Below are 17,824 nucleotides of genomic sequence, written 5' to 3' on the forward strand. Positions count from 1 at the left end.
TTTTGACTGCCGCGCTGAGGTCCCCCTGAAGTGTGGGAGTTGCTCAGAAGATGCCACTGTAGGCATTGAGGGCCTGCTGGCCGCCCAGATGCGCGTAGAGAACCTTCGAATGGGGTTCGATCTGCCCAGACTGAACCAGGTCCACCAGGCCGGCCATGGACTTACCTTCGTAGACGGGATCGAGGATGACTCCTTCGAGGCGTCCGACCAACTTGATCGCATCGATTGTTGATTCGACCGGTACGCCGTAGCGATCGCCCGCCCACCCTTCGAGAACTGTCATCTCGTCATCACGAAGGTCACGGCCGAGTCCGATGAGCTCTGCAGTGCTGCGGGCGATGCGCGCAACCTGTGCGTGGGTCTTCGTCAAGGTCGCCGAAGCGTCGATGCCGATGACGCGGCGTGGCCGGTCCTGGCCGGCGAAACCGGCGATCATCCCTGCCTGAGTCGATCCTGTCACTGTGCAGACCACAATGGTGTCGAAGAAGACCCCGAGTGTTTGTTCCTGTTGCTGGACTTCGTATGCCCAGTTGGCGAAGCCGAGGCCGCCCAACCGGTGATCGGATGCACCTGCAGGGATGGCGTATGGGATACCACCTGCACGCTCGACATCCTCGATGGCCTTCTGCCAGCTGTCTTTGAACTCGATGCCGAAACCGGAGGGATCGAGACGGACGTCGGCGCCCATGATCCGTGACAGAAGGATATTGCCGACTTTGTCGTTGACCGAATCGGGCCAGTCAACCCATTTCTCCTGGACAAGGACCGCCTTGAGGCCCAGGTGGGCGGCGACGGCAGCCACCTGACGGGTGTGGTTGGACTGAACACCCCCGATCGAGACCAGGGTGTCGGCTCCCAGCTCGAGCGCTTCGGGGATCAAGTACTCCAGCTTTCGGGTCTTGTTGCCGCCATACGCGAGTCCGGAGTTCACATCCTCGCGTTTGGCCCAGATGTCAGCGCCACCGAGAAAGTCACTCAGCCTGGGAAGCGGATGGACCGGGCTCGGGCCGAAGGTCAGCGGGTAGCGCTCGAAATCTGAAATAGCCATGGGTTGTCTCCTGGAGTACGGACATAGCCGCGGTAGCTGAGTACGACTCGCAGAGCGATCCGCAGCGGATGGGATGGGTCTACGGTCAGCAACATCCAACGCGCAATATATTGCGATGCGCAAAGGTTTCTTGTCAACCGTCGATGGGCGCTTTCAACCACTTGACTCTCCCGCTGGGGGAGGTGGCACCGTGTCGCTATGACACTTGACAAGGACGTCGGTCCTGGTATCCCCATCTGGGGAACCGAAAGTGAATCAGATTCGGTCCACATACGTGTAATACGGTGTGCCATCAGCAGCCGATATCGGCCCTCTTGCGGAGTTCCTGAGAAGTCACCGTGAGCGACTTTCGCCGGAGCTGGTTGGTATCCAAACACGGGGAGTTCGCCGTGTGCCTGGACTGCGGCGCGAGGAGGTGGCCATTCGGGCCGGAATCAGTATCGAGTACTACACCCGTCTTGAACAGGGTCGCGAGCGCAATCCTTCTGGAGCCGTGTGCGATGCGCTCGCGGACGCGCTCACTCTAGATCGCTATGAAGCCGGGCACCTGCATGCGCTTGCCAGTCCTCGCAAGTCAAATGTCGATGTCCGTTCGCCCAGACCGGAAGTCCCCGAGGGATGTCGGGTACTCGTACGGACGCTCGGAACACCGGCAATCATCCAGACCCGGTACACGGATGTACTCGTCTCAAATCCCATGGCGGAAGCGCTGTCGCCGGCCTTACACCGCGGTGTGAACCGTATTCGGTCTCTGTTCATCGACCCATCGGAGCGGGCCATGCATCTCGACTGGAACCGGGCAACGGCCAATTGCGTCGCACAGCTGCGCTTTGCGGTTGGTGGGGAGCTCACGATGTCGCCTGCCCGGGAACTGATCGCCGATCTGTTGCAGCGTAGCGCCACCTTCCGGGGACTATGGTCACGCCACGAGGTCAACCACGCTCCCCTCAGTCCGATCCGTCTCCGCCACCCAACCCTGGGGCGCCTCAAGCTGTTCCGAGAGAAGCTCATCCTCGCGGGCACCGACGATCTCGCCATGGTGGTCTTCCACGCCGAACCCTCATCGCATTCCTGGTCGGCGCTGCAGCGGTTGGCTCAGCATTCGGCTATCTAGGCACAAGGATTGGCGAACTGGTGATTCACGAGTTGAGAGCTGATGCACGGAGCAGGTCGACGGCGACAAGCCGGCCGCAGGTTGGTCCATTCTCACCCACGTTATGACCTGAGTGTGGCCATATCGCAACGATGCGGGAGGTTCACCGACCGACAACTAGTTGAACGAAAGCTGACATGACGTCCATATCGAGTTTTGATCAAGTACGGGCCGGCCAGGTCCGTCCCGACTTCGAGCGGGAGGTGATGCCTTTGTTGGCAGACCTTCGTAGGCGTGCCTTGGCGTACACCCACAATGCGGCCGACGCGGAGGACCTTGTTCAAGAAACGCTGCTGAAGGCCTACCGGGCATTCGCTACGCTCGGCCGCGACCGTTACCTCAAAGCCTGGCTACTGCGCATCATGCGAAACACCTGGATCAACAACTATCGGGCGGGCCTGTGCCGGCCGACTGAGGCACTTGTCGGGGATCTCACCGATGGCAATCTCGATATCGTGTCGCAGTGGTCGCGCCACGAGTGCTCGGCTGAGCACATCGCCTTGCGTGGAATGGCAGATCCGGGAACCGTCGCGGCGCTGTCAAGCCTCCCTGAGAAGGTCCTCCTCACTGTGTATTACATCGCGATTGTTGGATTGTCGTATCGCGAGGTATCCACAGCGATGAACGTTCCGCCAGGTACTGTGATGTCCCGGATGCATCGCGGTCGGCTCCTACTGCGTCGCTCACTCGCGGCGCACCGGGGCGGGCTCGTCACGATTGGGTGCGTTACCGAGAACGCGACGGCTGAAGGTACTGAGGGGGCTGCCCGCTGCAGAGGCAACTCATTGGCCTGAGGACTACGACTCCGCCGACGGTCTTTTGAGGTGATGTGGCGCCACCGATGGCATCGGTTTTGTTTAAAAGTGCTCCGAGGCAGAATTTTTGGATCGAAATGCCAGTCGGTGCTCCGGGCTGGAACCAGGGTGGGTCTGTCACTACTAGGACTGGCAGAGATCTGGTGATCGGCAGGGCTTCGTTGGAGACTCGCTCTGGTGATGATTGCGAATTATGGCAAGGCGGGACGAAACCCGGCGGAGCCTCTCGACGAGATAGATTCATTCCCCAACGCTGGCGGTTGAAGCCGAATTGACTCTCCCCGGGGAGAAGGTGCATCGGCAATTGTTGTTCGCGTGAACGTAGGTCCACGGCAATGTGATTCGAAACGCTTGAGCGTGGGGGTCGCGCGACGGGACCGCCGATCGGCACTTCTCTGTCAGGTGCTGTCTGCATATTTTCGGCGACCCCCTTGACAAATATCGCTGTCCGACATGCAATATATTGCGAAGAAAAAATCGATGCGATGGTCCCAGGGCTGTCCAGACCTCAGGAGACACAGATGATGATCAAGTCTGTTCTGACGACGATGACGGTGGGTGTTGCGGTGGCGATGCTCGCGGCCGGCTGTGGTGGGGCGGATGCTGAGCCGCCGGTGCCCGCCAATCAGCCGACGGTGGTGTTGGTTCATGGCGCTTTTGCTGACTCCTCGAGTTGGAATGGGGTGATCAGCAAGCTCGTGGCGGATGGCTATCCGGTGATTGCGGTGGCTAATCCGTTGCGGGGACTGGCATCTGATGCTGAGTATGTGCGCAGTGTGGTCGATGGTGTTGCGGGGCCGGTGGTGTTGGCGGGCCATTCGTATGGGGGGTCGGTGATGAGTCAGGCAGCTGAGGGGTTGTCGAACGTGAAGGCGTTGGTGTTCATCGCGAGTTTCCTTTTGGAGCCGGGGGAGAGTACGGGCGAGTTGGCGGCGAAGTTCCCTGGTGGCGAGCTGGGTCCTGCGTTGGATTCGGTGCCGTTCCCGTTGGCTGGTGGTGGGGAAGGTAGTGATTTGTACATCAAGCAGGATGAGTTCCGGAGGGTCTTCGCTGCCGATGTCGGCGAGGATGTCACGGCGTTGATGGCTGCTACTCAGCGGCCCATTGCTGCGGCAGCGTTGGAGGAGCCGGCTTCGAAGGCTGCGTGGAAGGCGATTCCGTCGTGGAATCTGGTGACCACCGAAGATCTTGCGATTCCGGCCGAGTCAATGCGCTTCATGGGGGCCCGCGCGAACGCTCACACCTTGGAGGTCAAGGCGTCTCACGCGGTGACAGTGTCGGTGCCTGAGGTTGTGGCGGACTTGATCGCTCAGGCAGCCGATTCCACGCGCAGCTAGTCAAGCCGAGCCGAGCCGTGAAGCGGTCGCACGATCCGTTGAGTATGTGCGACCGGTTTGATCCTGGGCGTCCCACAGAACTTCTGACGTCAGGAGGAAGCCGACACGGGCGCCGGGGGACGTAACGGCGTGCGCGATAGAAGGGGGAGACAGATATGCAACCGATCACTGAGGAAAACATCACCGATCTTGCTGCGGCGCGGTGGGCCACCGCCCACAATCCGCGGCTGGCGCAGATCATGCAGCAGATGGTGCGATACTTACACGACTTTGCTCGAACCGTGGGGCTGACGGAGCAGGAGTGGGCGGCCGCCGTCCAATGGCTTCGCCGCGCGGGTCACATCAGCGACGACAAGCGTGACGAGTTCATTCTCGCGGCGGATGTATTGGGGTTGTCGACGCTGCTCGTCGAGCTGAATCACCACCTGGACGCGGACGCTACACCGGCGACGGTTCTTGGTCCGTTCCATGTGGATGGCTCACCAGAGCTGGAGTTCGGCGCGGACATGTCCCAAGGTGTGCAGGGCACGCCCCTCTTCATCGTGGGCAGAGTCCACGATGTGGACGGCGCAGCTGTTGGGGGAGCGGTCCTCGACGTGTGGCAGGCCGACGCGGACGGCGCCTACGAGGCCCAGCTGCAGGTTGATGGGGCACGCCTGCGCGGCAAATACACCTCGACGCCAGGCGGCGCCTTCTGCGTGCGGACAATCGCACCGCTTGGCTACAGCATTCCGATGGACGGCCCAGTGGGCGAGCTCATGGCGCGAACCGACATCAGCCACTACCGGCCGGCGCACATCCATTTCCTCATAGACGTGCCGGGATACGAGCCGCTGATCACTCATCTGTTCGAGAAGGGGACGCAGTACCTCGACAGCGATGTCGTATTCGGCACAAAGGCCGAGCTGGTGGTCGAGTTCGCACGTCGCGATCCGGGTCCGACGCCCGACGGCCGCATGTGCGAGGTTCCTTGGCTGCTAACGAGTTACGACTTCGTACTCCAGCCAAAGAGTGAAGCACACCCCCCGGCACCCTAAGCCATTGTGCAAATACGCAGGAGCTGTCGCAAGCTCTGGAAACAAGTGAGGACGAACATGCGAGACGGTATTGCCAGTCGCGGAAGACTGGAGCAGAACATCGGCGGCCCGCCCAGCGAACTGGCGCCGGACGTCCCGTCGGGACACTACGACTATGTGGTGATCGGCGCCGGATCGGCCGGTTGTGTGCTCGCTGCCCGGCTGTCCGAGGATCCGGCCGTTCGAGTGTTGCTGCTCGAGTCCGGCGCGGCTGACACAAGACCCGAGATTGCGGCTCCGCCGGCATGGCCGACGTTGTGGGGTAGCACAGTTGACTACGCCTATGACACCGTCCCGCAAGCGGGCACAGACGGGATTGCCCACAACTGGCCACGTGGCCATACTCTCGGCGGCAGCAGCAGCATCAACGCGATGGTGTTCCTGCGAGGCCACCGCAGTGACTTCGACATCTGGGCCAAGTCCGGCTGTACGGGTTGGGACTACGAAGCAGTTCTGCCCTACTTTCAGCGCAGCGAAACCGTAAGCGGTGGGGATCGACGTTATCGAGGTACCGAGGGGCCGGTAGCACCTGCGCCTGTCTCGGCCGATGTCGCCAACCCGCTGTCTCAGGCCTTTGTCGATGCGGCCGTCGCCGCGGGCTACTCGATGACCGATGATTTCAACGGGGCCTGCGCCGAGGGAGCGGGCTGGCATGACCTTTCGATCTCAATGGGGGCTCGCCAGAGCGCCGCCGCTGCCTACTTGAACCCGATAGGCGGTCTGCGACCCAACCTCACCATCTCGACCGAATCCCGCGCGCGCAAACTGCGCATCAAAGGAAAACGCTGCGTAGGAGTCGACTTCGAGCGTCGCGGTGAGCTGATCACTGTGTACGCCGACTCTGAGGTGGTGCTCAGCGCGGGTGCTGTGGACTCGCCACGGTTGCTGCTGTTGTCCGGCATCGGGCCGGCGTCCGAGCTTGAAGCCGCCGACGTGACTGTGGTGCACGACCTGCCCGGGGTAGGCCGTAACCTCCATGACCACCCGTTCTGCGGGGTCGTCTACGAGGCCACCCAACCGATACCAGTCGGCCGTGCCAACCACGCCGAAGTGTCGTTGTCATGGCGCAGCGACGAATCCCTTTCGGGCCCCGACATGCAGCTCATGTTCATTCACGTTCCGTTCCACGCGCCTCACCTGGTTGCCCCCGCGAACAGCTTCACACTCGCGATAGCCACCGTGCCCGAGGCCCGAGGCTCGATCCGCCTCGCCGGACCGGAGCCGGAGACTCCGCCACTGATCGACCCGAATTACCTCGGCGTGGAGTCGGACATCCAGCGGATGATGTACGGCTTGACCGTGGCCCGGGACATCGCGGCGACTGAGCCGTTCGCACCATGGCGCGGCCGCGAGGTGCTCCCCGGGCCGGACATCACCGATGAGAAGGGGCTGCGCTCCTTTCTGGCGCGCGGCACCGGAACCTACTACCACCCTGTTGGCAGCTGCGCTATGGGCAACGGGCCGGATGCGGTCGTCGACCCAGAGCTGCGTGTATACGGCCTTGGTGGCTTGCGAGTGGCTGACGCATCCATCATGCCCAGAATCGTGTCCGTCAACACCAACGCCGCAACGATCATGATCGGCGAAAAGGCCGCCGACCTGATTCGCCGGCAAACGGCCTGACCGAACTGGCGGCGGGTTGCTGCACCCTGGCCGAACTTGGCGGACATCTATCCGACGGAAGGCAATATGAGATTCGGTGAGCTCGGTGCGGATGTGACGGGAACCGGTGACCACAGGCCGCCGGTGGTGCTCCTACACGGGCTGACTTTCGATCGTCATATGTGGGCTCCGATGGTCAGGGAGCTATCGGGGCGCAGAGTGTTGGCGCTCGACTTGCCCGGACACGGTGATTCACTCCGGCGAAACTCCTACGACCTGAACGAGGTTGTCGAGGTTCTCCACGATGCGCTCCGGATCGCCGATGTGGAAAGGCCGGTGATGGTAGGGCACTCTGTCGGCGGTCTGTTGGCCACGATGTACGCAGGCAACCACCCGACCCGGGCGGTGCTGAACATCGATCAGCCGTTGCTCCCCGGCCCTTTTGGGGAGTACCTGCGATCAGTCGAGGCTGTCCTGCGTGGACCGGACCACCTGAGCATCTGGGTCAAACTGCTCGCCGGGATGGGCACTGAGCAGTTGGCGCCTCAACATCGGCGACTGTTGCGCACCAAACCTCGTCAGGACATTCTGCTCGGCTATTGGAAGGAGATTCTGGAGACATCCCCGGCGATACTTCGGGAACGGCGGGCACAGCAGCTGACTGCGGTGCGCGGGGCCGGGACGGCCTACCACTACGTCAGCCGAAGCGTCGTGGCCGCCGATTACGCGGAATGGTTCTTGGAGATGCTGCCCGAGGCTGGGATCACGGTGTTGCCGGGTAACGGCCACTTCCCTCATGTTGCCCAGCCGGCAGCCCTGGCGGCGATTCTATCCGGCTGGGAGTGACAGAAAGTAATTGCGGCATCGGCGCCAGTAGTGCGGCGAAAAGTATCGAAAATGATGATGATCGACTCATCGTACAAACGCTGATAGTGGTGTGGGGCAACGTAGCCCGGTGAGTTGACGCAACCAGTGCTGCTTTCCAGATCGTTGAATCGCGATGTTTTCGACCAACTTCGCCGGTACAGCTCAGCGACCTTGGCAGCGATACGACGATAGCTAACTGTCTTATCTGAAGCGTGGCCACTTGCGGTTGTGCTTCCGAAAGGCGCCAGAGAAGGAATCGCGTTGAAAAACCCACACCTGGAGGAATGCACCTCAGCTGCAAGCCAAGGACTGGATCGCTCGGCTCGCGCCGGGTTGGAAGAACGTTTCGCTTGCGAGGCCTTTCCGTTGCGGGGCGAGCTCATACGCATCGCACACCGATACACGCCCAGTATCCATGATGCTGAAGACCTTGTGCAGGAGACATTTGTCAAGGCCTGGCTCGGCTTCGAGTCCTGCACACCCAGCTCCAATCTTCGGGCGTGGATGGTGCGCATCATGATCAACACCTGGATCGACAATCACCGCAAGACTCAACGTCGCCCAAGGGAAGTGCTCGCCGGTTCCGCCACCGATGCCCAAATCTCGATCGATCGACAACAGCGCACCCATGTGCAGTCGGCTGAGGAGACGGCCTTGACACATCTGCCCAATGATCGGCTGCGGCAGAGTATCCGCGCACTGCCCATCGCACTGCAAGCTGCTCTGTTCTATGCCGACGTATGCCAATTCTCGGTGAGACAAATCGCCGAGATCGAAAGCATTCCCATGGGCACCGTAATGTCCCGTCTCCACCGAGCGCGTCGCGGGCTGCGGTCGGCTATGTCGGAAGAAGGGACGCCAGATCCGGTCCAGCAGCCGCGACCGGGAATGCGCGGGGATCGAAGTCCGGCAATTGATTCCGGGAATCATAGCTCGAACTGCGATCTGCCTGCGGCGATGGCCTGCTCTTGAGCCGACAGGCGCACTCTGCCGTATCGGGTGAGTTGGAGAACCGGCATCGGATTTCTGGTTCTGGTACCGGGGCGTGTCGGGACCGCATGTACGAGTCAACCGGAGTCACGGCGCGCCTCAGCTGCGGTTGCAAGCACCTTTCCCCGTGAGATATCGCATAGAATATTCCGCATGCCAGTCCCAGATGAGCATGGAAGACACAGACGATCGCTGCTGCGAGAGCAGGCGTACGTTTCGATCAGGGATGCAATCGTCAACGGCACGTTCGCGCCCGGAGAGAAGCTACGCGACCCCGAACTCGAGCAATGGTTGGGCATCAGCCGCACTCCGATCCGCGAGGCCATCGCCCGGTTGGAAACGGCTGGGTTGGTTCATACGATGCCGGGGCGTTCGACTGTGGTGTCGACCATCGAACGTGTGGCGGTGCTCGATGCGCAGGCTGTTGCAGCCGCCATGCACGCGCTCGCCGTCCGTATCGCGGTGCCGCTGATGGGGAAAAAGGAATTTGCTGCCATGGTGGCGGCCAACAAGGAGTTTGCCGCCGCCCTCGCGTCGGGAGATCCGGAAGCGGCGATGCAGGCTGACGATCTCTTTCACGGTGTTGCCGTCGACGCCAGCGGGAACCAGGCAATTCCGGTGGCTCTCGAGAATGTGACCCCAGTGCTCCGCCGACTGGAATTTCGGCGCTTCTCCTCCCTGTCCGGTCGCCAGTCGATAGCGCAACACAAGCGCATCATCGAACTCTGTCGCCAAGGTGATGCCGATGCGGCGGCGGAAGCCACCCAACAGAATTGGGAGACCCTGTCGCTCCTGCTGAACGGAGCTGATGAGGAGTAGCCAGGTGGCAGAAGCTGCTGCGGCCGTTGGTAATCGCACCTGGTCTAGCGGCGAATGGTCTCGGACGGCGATTCGCCGAATCTTTCCTTGTATTGCTGGGCAAACCGCCCCAGGTGAAAGAAGCCCCACCGCGTCGCCACATCGGTGACACGGAGTTCGCCTTCGGCACCACCTTTGAGTAGTTCTTCCCGGACGTGTTCGAGACGGATCTTGCGTACATACGCCATTGGTGACATACCGAAGCATTTCTGGAACGACGCATGCAGTGTCCGCACACTCATTGATCCGGCGCGGGCGAGTTCGTTGGGTGTGAGCGGTTCATCGGCGTTCATCTCGATGAAGTCGACGACGGGTTTGAGTCGACCGAGCCGGACCTGGGGTGGCGGTGCCAACAGGTCATCTTTGTAAGGGTGATCGCCGGCGTTGAGTAGCTGGCTCATGATGAAGGATTCGAGTTGATCTCGAGCCATGGGCATTTCAGCGATCCCGCCGGGACGGTCGAGCTCGCGAACGAAGAACTCGACCGATGCCAGCAGGCTGGCCCCCGCGGCTGTCGAGAGGTCGAGCCCGAATTCGAAGTCGATGGCAGAGTTCACCTGGCGCCCTAACAATTCCGACAGATGCGACTCCAGGCTGACGCGCGGCACCTTCAGGATGATTTGTTCCGCATCCGGTGTCCAGTGCACGGTGTTGGTCTGCTCAGGATGCAAGATTGCCCCGCTGTGACGGGCCTCGGTGACCACCTTCTGGCCGTCGGCGCGATCAGCGTGGGTGCTGCCGGCGGTGGTGAGGTTGACGTGGTAGCAGTCATCGGTTGCCGGCATTCGTAGAGTCGTGTTGGTTCCGTAGGTGAGAAATCCCGCGGTGAAATGCCGTTGCTCAACAGCATTGAGCGTCATGTCCAGTGCGCCTGGGTCTTCGGCGTAGAGCTGGTGGGCCAAGTACACGTCGGTGACTGCTTGGCGCGCTTCTTCCAGGTTGCGAGTGTGCAGCACAGGAAATGCGTCAAGCGGCTGTTCGCGGGTGTCTCTCACGGTCTGCTCCTTAACCTCCGTCATGACCCCAGACCGTGGCCGGGTTGCAGCGAGTTGGGCGCTACAACCCGGCCACGATAGTCGTCAGTGGCGTAGACCAGCTTGCTTGAGAAGCGGCATTACGGCGTCGCCGAAGTATTTCATCTCCTCGTTGTAGTCGATCATCCCCATGATGATGCCGTTCATGCCGGCGTCGTTGAGCTTGCCGATCTCCTCGACACACTGCTCGGGGGTTCCGACAATCGGGTATCCGCCCCAGCCGGCGATGAACCGCTCCTTGAACTCACGGGCGTGATCGAACGATTGGCTTGCGCCGGAGAGCGCCATGTTGATCACATTGCCGGCGGCGCCCCAGTCGCCATCGTCGATGACACGCTGGAAGTCGGCTTTGGCCTCTTTCTCGGTGTCGCGGCACACCACCAGCCCGTACGTCATCGGGGTGATGGTGCGCTGGTACTCGTCGCGGGCCTTGGCCACGATCGCCGTGGTGTAGGCCTTCATGTTCTCCAAGGTGTCCAGGGAGGCGAAGTTGAAGTCGACATTGCGGGCCGAGAATTCGATGCCGCTCTTGGAGTTGCCCGCGTTGATCAGGGCCGGGCGTGGTGCCTGGTGGGGCTTGGGGTAGGACTCGAGATTGTCGCCGTCGAAAAACTCGCCGTGAAAGCTGAATGAACCAGGCTCAGTCCACAGCTTGTTGACGTAGTCGATCCACTCCTGGCCGAAGGCATAGCGCTGGTCATGCTGGCGTTGTGCACCGCCGAACATCTCCATTTCCGGTGTCACCCATCCCATCACCAGATTGAGGCCGAAACGGCCGCCGGAGATGTGATCGATGGTCGTGGCCGCTTTGGCTGCGACAATTGGATGGACTGTCGGCAGATGGGACGTGGCGAAGATCGCGATGTTTTCGGTGGCTTGAGCCAATCCCGCTGCCCAGGTGTAGGTTTCGAAACAGTTGCCGTTGAAGTTCGTGGTGCCGCCGAACCCCTTCCAGCGTGCCACGGGTACCAAGGCTTCGAAGCCCAGAGAGTCGGCGCGCTGGGCGACTTCCAGTGTGTGCTTCCATGTCGCCTCATAGGTCGTCGGGGCATGCGACATGATGAGGCCGTACGAGCAGTTGGTACCGAACAATCCGAGTTTCATCTTTTGGTCGTTGAACATCGGATTGGTCGAAACCCGGTCCACCAACGGGGCGGTTTCCGCGATCGGTCGCGGTGCGGTCGGATGATATTCGAGTGTGTCGGTCATCGTGAATCTCCTTGTCAGCCGAGCTTGAACGGATCGCGGGTAGCGCCGGTGAGTTCGACCCACACGGACTTGTTCTCGGTGTACTCGTTGATGGCGTCGAGCCCGTTCTCGCGACCGAGGCCGCTGTCACCGAACCCGCCGAAGGGCACGTTGGGAGCAAGTACCCGGTAGGCATTGACCCAGACTGTGCCGGCCCGCAGCTTGGCGGCGACGCGGTGGGCACGGTGGACGTCTTTGGTCCACACCGAACCGGCCAACCCGAACTGGGTGTCGTTTGCCAGTTTCAGGGCCTGTTCCTCGGTGGAGAACTTGTAGGCGGCCAGAACCGGACCGAACACCTCTTCCCGAACGATGGTCGAGTCGGGGGTGACATCGGTGAAAACGGTCGGTTCGATGAACAGCCCGCCGTGTTCGACGCTGGCGCGGCCGCCGCTGGCCACGGTGGCACCTTCGTCGATCGCCGTGCGCAGGTAGCCCAACACCTTGTCGTACTGCGGGCGGTTGGCGACCGGACCCATCTCGGTGGCAGCATCGTTGGGGTCGCCGAGCTTGATCGCACTGGCCCGTTTCGCGACCAGTTCGATCAGTTCGTCGTGGACGCTTTCGTGGACTATCAACCGGGAGCCCGCCATACAGGTCTGGCCGGTGGCGGCAAAAACCCCCGCGACCAAACCATTTGCGGCAGCTTCCAGATCAGCATCGGGAAAGACGATTTGCGGTGACTTGCCGCCCAGCTCGAGGGTGACTCTGTTGAGATTGGCCGCGGCCGCTTGAGCCACCGCACGTCCGGTGTTCGTGGAACCGGTGAACGCAACCTTGTCGACACCGGTGTGGCTGGCCAGATGCTCCCCGATACCGCGGCTGGACCCGGTGACAATATTGACTGTGCCGGCGGGGAACCCTGCTTTGTCGATCATTTCGGCGAACGCCAAGGTGGAAGCCGGCGCATGTTCGGACGGCTTGATGACAAATGTGCAACCCGCGGCCAACCCCACCGCAAGCTTGAAGGTCATCAACAGCAACGGAGAGTTCCACGGCGTGATGGCCGCGACCACGCCGACGGGATGGCGCTGGGTGTAGACGAAGTAGTTGGGTTTATCCGACGGAATGGCCCTACCTTCGAGCTTGTCGGCCAGACCTGCGTAGTAGTAGTACCACTGCGGTAGGTACTGCAGTTGGCCGATCATCTCTCGGTACAACTTGCCGGAGTCGGAAACCTCCAGTCGAGCAAGACGTTCGGCGTTCTCGCCGATGAGGTCGCCAAGTCTGCGCAGCAGCCGTGCACGCTCGAACCCGTTCGTGGCACCCCATTCGCCGTCAAGGGCTGACCGCGCACTGGCCACTGCCAAGTCGACATCCTCGGTGGAACCATCCGGTATCGATGCCCAGGCCTGGCCCAGATAAGGGTTCTCGGACTCGAACGTCTTTCCTGACCGGGCGTCGACGAATTCACCCCCGACGTACATCTTGAACTGTTCCAGATCCCGCTCCGCCTGCGGCGGGGATCCGAGCTGGGTAGATGTCATGGCTCACTTCCTCGAAAAATTCCTGTGGTGCATATCACCCTTTCCAGACCCTAGGCAGCGTGCCGGGTGGGTCGATAGCCACAGAGTGCGCGTGACTATCCGTTGCGTGCAGACCCGGTGCGCACCGGCGAAGTGAGTTCACTGGGCGGATAGTGGCGGCACTGGGCGGATAGTGACACCAGTCACAAGGTGCCTATGGTTCGGCGAAGACGACCACCACCGAGGCTGCAGGGGATAGACGATGGAACTCTCGATGATCACCGCCGATCGCATGCGGGAAGTGCTCGGCTCCTTCTGCTCGGGTATCACTGTCATCTCCGCGCAGACCGAACACGGCCCTGTCGGCTTCACCTGCCAGTCCTTCAGCTCGTTGTCACTGGACCCGCCGCTTGTATCCTTCAGCCCAGCAAGGACATCCACGACGTGGCCGAAGATCCGAGACATCGGGACCTTCGCCGTCAACGTCCTGGCCGACGACCACCACACCATCAGTAACGGCTTCGCCCGTTCCGGTGCCGACAAATTCGCCGGGGTGCGCTGGGAAGCTGGGCCGCACGGTGCACCGATCCTCGACGGTGTGGTGGCGTGGGCGGAATGCGACCTCTGGGCCGAGTACGACGGGGGCGATCACACTGTGGTCGCCGCCCGGGTACTGGAACTGCACGGCACGCCAGACAGGAGCCCGCTGCTGTACTACCGGGGCGGCTACCACTTGGCTCGGCCACACCACCACGGCACCACGAGTCGATGACATCTGCGATTCGCCGAACGTGAGCGTCGTTTCAGCTGAGCGAACGTCGCCGACGATCTACCCCATTCCTTGACGGAGGTCCAATCATGCACGAGTTCAACGCACTTGGTGAGGCGGTCCGCCGTATCGCCCGCGGCGGGATGGTTCTGGTCGCTGACAACGAAGATCGTGAGAATGAAGGTGACCTCGTGATGGCCGCCGAGTTCACCACGGCGGCCGACATGGTATTTCTGCTGCGCCATGGCAGCGGGATCGTGTGCACACCCATGAGTGAGGCCATCGCCGATGAACTCGACCTCACCCCGATGGTGTCCGCCAACACAGACAACCATCAAACCGCATTCACTGTGACAGTCGATGCTGTCGAGGTGGGCACCGGAATTTCTGCCGCAGACCGGGCCGCCACCATCAGGGCGCTGGCCCGTCCGACGACTCGACCTGCCGATCTGCGTCGGCCCGGACATGTCTTCCCGCTACGGGCGCGTAACGGCGGCGTCCTGGTCCGGGACGGGCACACCGAAGCGTCGCTGGACTTGATACGGCTGGCCGGATGCCGCGAGGTGGCTGTGATCACCGAACTGGTCGACGACGACGGTGTTCCGATGTCCGGCACGACGCTCACCGATTTTGCTGCCATGCACGGTATTCCGATGATCACCGTCGCTGACCTCGTTACACATCGGCTACGCACGCAGGCCGCCTCCGTGCTGGGGGCCAGTGCATCGATACCCACCCGGCACGGCTTGTTCAGCGCGCAGACCCACATCGGGGATGGCGGCGCCGAACACCTCGTGCTGTCCTACGGCGACGTGCGTGCCGCGTCCACCACATCCGTCGGGGTATTGGTCCGGGTGCACAGCGAATGCCTGACCGGCGACGTCTTTGGTTCTCAGCGCTGCGACTGCGGCAGTCAACTCGACGCCGCACTCGGACAGATCGCCGCCGAAGGTGCAGGTCTGGTGATCTACTTGCGCGGCCACGAAGGCCGGGGGATAGGACTCGGACACAAGCTGGCCGCCTACATCTTGCAGGACGGCGGGCACGACACCGTTGACGCCAACACCGTTCTCGGACTGCCCGTCGACTGCCGCGACTACACCGATTCGGCTGCCATACTTCGTGATCTGGGAATCCTTCGCGTCCGTCTGATCACCAACAACCCGCAGAAAATCGAGGCCATCGCCGGCGGCGGTGTCCTCGTCACCGAACGGATCCCGTCACCGACGGCCGTGACCGACGACAACATCACCTACCTGCGAACCAAACGTGACCGGATGGGCCATGCCCTCGATCTGCCGGCGGCCCAGTAGCTGGCCCCGTGACCAGCGATTGGCGTAGCGCCCGCCGCACCTGAACCGCACACATGACACCGAAATGCTGAAGGACGGTATGGACAACATCTCGCACGGACCGTTGACCGGTTTCCGAGTGCTGGAACTGGGCAACTTCATTGCCGCACCCACCGCTGGACGACTTCTCGCCGACTTCGGCGCCGACGTCATCAAGGTCGAGCGACCCGGAACCGGTGATGAATTGCGCACCTGGCGACTCCATGGAGGAACCACCAGCCTGTTGTTTCGAACCCTCGGACGAAACAAGCGCAGCATCACCCTCGACATGAAGAGCGAGCGAGGACGCAACATCGCTCTCGCACTGATCGCAAAATCCGACGTCATTCTGGAGAACTTCCGTCCAGGCACCCTCGAACGCATGGGCCTGGGCCCTGAGGCCATCCACGCTGCCAATCCGGAAGCGGTGCTCGTGCGAATCTCCGGGTACGGCCAGACCGGGCCGTACCGAGATCGTCCCGGTTTCGGTGGGGTAGCCGAAGCCGTCGGGGGACTACGTCATATCGTCGGATATCCCGACCGTCCTCCAGTTCGGGTCGGAATCAGTCTGGCTGACACCGTTTCTGGACTGTACGCCGTCATCGGGGCGCTGATGGGGCTGTTGCGCCGCACCACCAAATCCGGTGGTGAGGTCGTTGACGTGGCGCTCTACGAGGCGGTCTACTCGCTGATGGAATCGCTGATTCCCGATCACGATGCCTTCGGAATCCAGAGGATCCCGGCGGGATCCGGGTTGCCCGGAATTGTCCCGTCCAACACCTTCGAGTGCGCCGACGGTAAGTACGTTGTCATCAGCGGCAACGGCGACGCCATCTACAAGCGGCTCATGCACGCGGTGGGCCGGGCCGACCTTGCCGAGGACCCGGCATTGGGCGACAACTCCGGACGAGTCGAGCGCCAGGAAGACATCGAAACGGCCATCGCCGCATGGACTCTGACGCTCGGCAACGACAGAGTCCTCGAGATCCTCGAAGACGCCGGGGTGCCCAGCGGTCCGATCTTCGAGGCCGCCGACATCCTTGCCGATCCGCATTTCCAGCACCGCAACATGCTCCAAACGCACCCGGTCGATATCGGCGAAGCGCAACAGCAACCGGTGCAGTTTCCGGGGATTGTCCCGACTTTGGCCAACGAACCGGGCCAGACCCGCTGGCTCGGCCCCGAGCTCGGTGAGCACACCGAGGAAGTTCTCGCCGAAGTCGGCATCGGGCCGAACGAGCTCAGTGATCTGCGCGCAGAAGGAGTGATCTGACGATGGACAGCACGGCGATCATCACGGAAGTCTCGCTGCGTGACGGGTTGCAGATCGAACCCGTGACGGTTCCCACGGCCGACAAACTTCGTCTCGGGAGCGCGCTCATCGATGCAGGATTCACAAATCTGGAGGTGGGCGCGTTCGTCAACCCTGCCAAGGTGCCCACCATGGCCGACTCCGAAGACGTGATGCGCGGGCTCGACGGCTCGTCGGCTGCCCTACACGCCCTGGTGTTCAACCTGCGTGGCGCCCACCGGGCCGTTTCCTGCGGAACCACCCACGTCCGGTTTGTGGTCTCCGCCAGCGATGGACACAGCCTTGCAAATGCCGGTGCAACCACGCTCGAGGCGATGGATCGTATCGAAGAGGCGGCGAATTGGTTGGCCGATCAGCAGGTTTCGACCGAAGCGACAATCGCCACCGCGTTCGTCTGCCCTTTTGACGGAGACACCCCCATCGAACGAGTTCTGACCGTCGCCCAGAGATTCATCGACTGCGGTATCGGCGTGCTGCATCTCGCGGACACCATCGGCGCGGCCACTCCTGGGGACATCCGCCGCACCGTCAGCGCAGTCCAGAAGTCCTTTCCCGAAACGGAGTTGGGGCTGCACCTGCACAACACCTACGGGATGGCTTCGGCAAGCGTCTGGGAGGCATTGGAACTGGGCGTACGACGATTCGATGCAGCCCTGGGTGGTCTGGGAGGGTGTCCCTTCGCACCGGGTGCCGCCGGCAACATCGCCGCCGACGACCTGGTGCATCTGCTACACCGTGAAGGAATCCAGACCGGAATCGACACCGAGCGACTCACCGCCGCCAGGGATCTGCTGCGCGGCATTGTCGGGCATCCCCTTCACTCGTCGCTCGCCGCAGTGGGGACCGCACCGGCTGAGCTCAGAACGTCGCTGGTGCCGAGCTTGTAGGGGCGAAACTCCTGGCAGTCCGGGCTGCCCG

At 62.0% G+C, this 17,824-nt stretch carries 16 protein-coding genes; 12 read left to right on the forward strand and 4 right to left on the reverse strand.

The window, feature by feature from the left end; genetic code table 11:
* Positions 1-43: 43 nt before the first annotated feature.
* Entirely contained in the window at positions 44-1,048 is a 1,005-nt protein-coding gene (locus tag WBB07_RS20915; protein ID WP_526310278.1) for a 1-aminocyclopropane-1-carboxylate deaminase, read from the reverse strand.
* Positions 1,049-1,334: 286 nt separating this feature from the next.
* On the opposite strand from WBB07_RS20915, the gene WBB07_RS20920 reads away from it, so the two are divergent.
* The 8 genes from WBB07_RS20920 to WBB07_RS20955 all read left to right on the forward strand — a co-directional run bounded on the left by WBB07_RS20920 (position 1,335) and on the right by WBB07_RS20955 (position 9,707).
* Positions 1,335-2,162 carry a helix-turn-helix domain-containing protein gene (locus WBB07_RS20920; RefSeq protein ID WP_526310279.1) on the forward strand — a complete coding sequence of 276 codons (828 nt, stop codon included), beginning with the start codon at positions 1,335-1,337 and terminating at the stop codon, positions 2,160-2,162.
* Between the two features lie 176 nt (positions 2,163-2,338).
* Positions 2,339-2,995, forward strand: coding sequence for a sigma-70 family RNA polymerase sigma factor (locus tag WBB07_RS20925; protein WP_526310280.1), 657 nt, complete (start codon positions 2,339-2,341; stop codon positions 2,993-2,995).
* 452 nt (positions 2,996-3,447) lie between these two features.
* Entirely contained in the window at positions 3,448-4,353 is a 906-nt protein-coding gene (locus WBB07_RS20930; protein WP_526310281.1) for an alpha/beta fold hydrolase, read from the forward strand.
* A gap of 155 nt (positions 4,354-4,508) precedes the next feature.
* Positions 4,509-5,390 (forward strand): dioxygenase family protein, encoded by an 882-nt coding sequence (locus tag WBB07_RS20935; RefSeq protein ID WP_526310282.1) that lies wholly within the window; start codon positions 4,509-4,511, stop codon positions 5,388-5,390.
* 57 nt (positions 5,391-5,447) lie between these two features.
* Positions 5,448-7,052 (forward strand): GMC family oxidoreductase, encoded by a 1,605-nt coding sequence (locus tag WBB07_RS20940; RefSeq protein ID WP_526310283.1) that lies wholly within the window; start codon positions 5,448-5,450, stop codon positions 7,050-7,052.
* 66 nt (positions 7,053-7,118) lie between these two features.
* Positions 7,119-7,877 carry an alpha/beta fold hydrolase gene (locus WBB07_RS20945; RefSeq protein WP_526310284.1) on the forward strand — a complete coding sequence of 253 codons (759 nt, stop codon included), beginning with the start codon at positions 7,119-7,121 and terminating at the stop codon, positions 7,875-7,877.
* A 282-nt stretch (positions 7,878-8,159) separates the two neighbouring features.
* Complete coding sequence (locus tag WBB07_RS20950) at positions 8,160-8,870, forward strand: sigma-70 family RNA polymerase sigma factor (RefSeq protein WP_526310285.1); 711 nt, start codon at positions 8,160-8,162, stop codon at positions 8,868-8,870.
* A 171-nt stretch (positions 8,871-9,041) separates the two neighbouring features.
* Complete coding sequence (locus WBB07_RS20955; RefSeq protein WP_526310286.1) at positions 9,042-9,707, forward strand: GntR family transcriptional regulator; 666 nt, start codon at positions 9,042-9,044, stop codon at positions 9,705-9,707.
* A 44-nt stretch (positions 9,708-9,751) separates the two neighbouring features.
* Here WBB07_RS20955 and WBB07_RS20960 read toward each other — a convergent pair whose 3' ends face one another.
* The 3 genes from WBB07_RS20960 to WBB07_RS20970 all read right to left on the reverse strand — a co-directional run bounded on the left by WBB07_RS20960 (position 9,752) and on the right by WBB07_RS20970 (position 13,515).
* A complete protein-coding gene (locus WBB07_RS20960) occupies positions 9,752-10,741 on the reverse strand; it encodes a helix-turn-helix transcriptional regulator (RefSeq protein ID WP_526310287.1) in 990 nt (329 codons plus the stop codon).
* A gap of 84 nt (positions 10,742-10,825) precedes the next feature.
* Positions 10,826-11,989, reverse strand: a complete 1,164-nt coding sequence (locus WBB07_RS20965) for an LLM class flavin-dependent oxidoreductase (protein ID WP_526310288.1) — start codon at positions 11,987-11,989, stop codon at positions 10,826-10,828.
* Positions 11,990-12,003: 14 nt separating this feature from the next.
* Positions 12,004-13,515, reverse strand: coding sequence for an aldehyde dehydrogenase (locus WBB07_RS20970; protein ID WP_526310289.1), 1,512 nt, complete (start codon positions 13,513-13,515; stop codon positions 12,004-12,006).
* Between the two features lie 241 nt (positions 13,516-13,756).
* On the opposite strand from WBB07_RS20970, the gene WBB07_RS20975 reads away from it, so the two are divergent.
* The 4 genes from WBB07_RS20975 to WBB07_RS20990 all read left to right on the forward strand — a co-directional run bounded on the left by WBB07_RS20975 (position 13,757) and on the right by WBB07_RS20990 (position 17,793).
* On the forward strand, positions 13,757-14,266 hold the full coding sequence (locus WBB07_RS20975) for a flavin reductase family protein (protein ID WP_526310290.1): 510 nt from the start codon (positions 13,757-13,759) through the stop codon (positions 14,264-14,266).
* Between the two features lie 86 nt (positions 14,267-14,352).
* Complete coding sequence (gene ribB / locus WBB07_RS20980) at positions 14,353-15,576, forward strand: 3,4-dihydroxy-2-butanone-4-phosphate synthase (protein ID WP_526310291.1); 1,224 nt, start codon at positions 14,353-14,355, stop codon at positions 15,574-15,576.
* 79 nt (positions 15,577-15,655) lie between these two features.
* Positions 15,656-16,867, forward strand: coding sequence for a CaiB/BaiF CoA transferase family protein (locus tag WBB07_RS20985; RefSeq protein WP_526310292.1), 1,212 nt, complete (start codon positions 15,656-15,658; stop codon positions 16,865-16,867).
* Between the two features lie 2 nt (positions 16,868-16,869).
* The gene (locus WBB07_RS20990; RefSeq protein ID WP_526310293.1) at positions 16,870-17,793 is read left to right on the forward strand and encodes a hydroxymethylglutaryl-CoA lyase; all 924 of its coding nucleotides are present in this window, start codon (positions 16,870-16,872) and stop codon (positions 17,791-17,793) included.
* Positions 17,794-17,824: the final 31 nt, after the last annotated feature.

The sequence above is a fragment of the Mycobacterium sp. genome, assembly GCF_049647605.1.
Taxonomy (GTDB): Bacteria; Actinomycetota; Actinomycetes; order Mycobacteriales; family Mycobacteriaceae; genus Mycobacterium.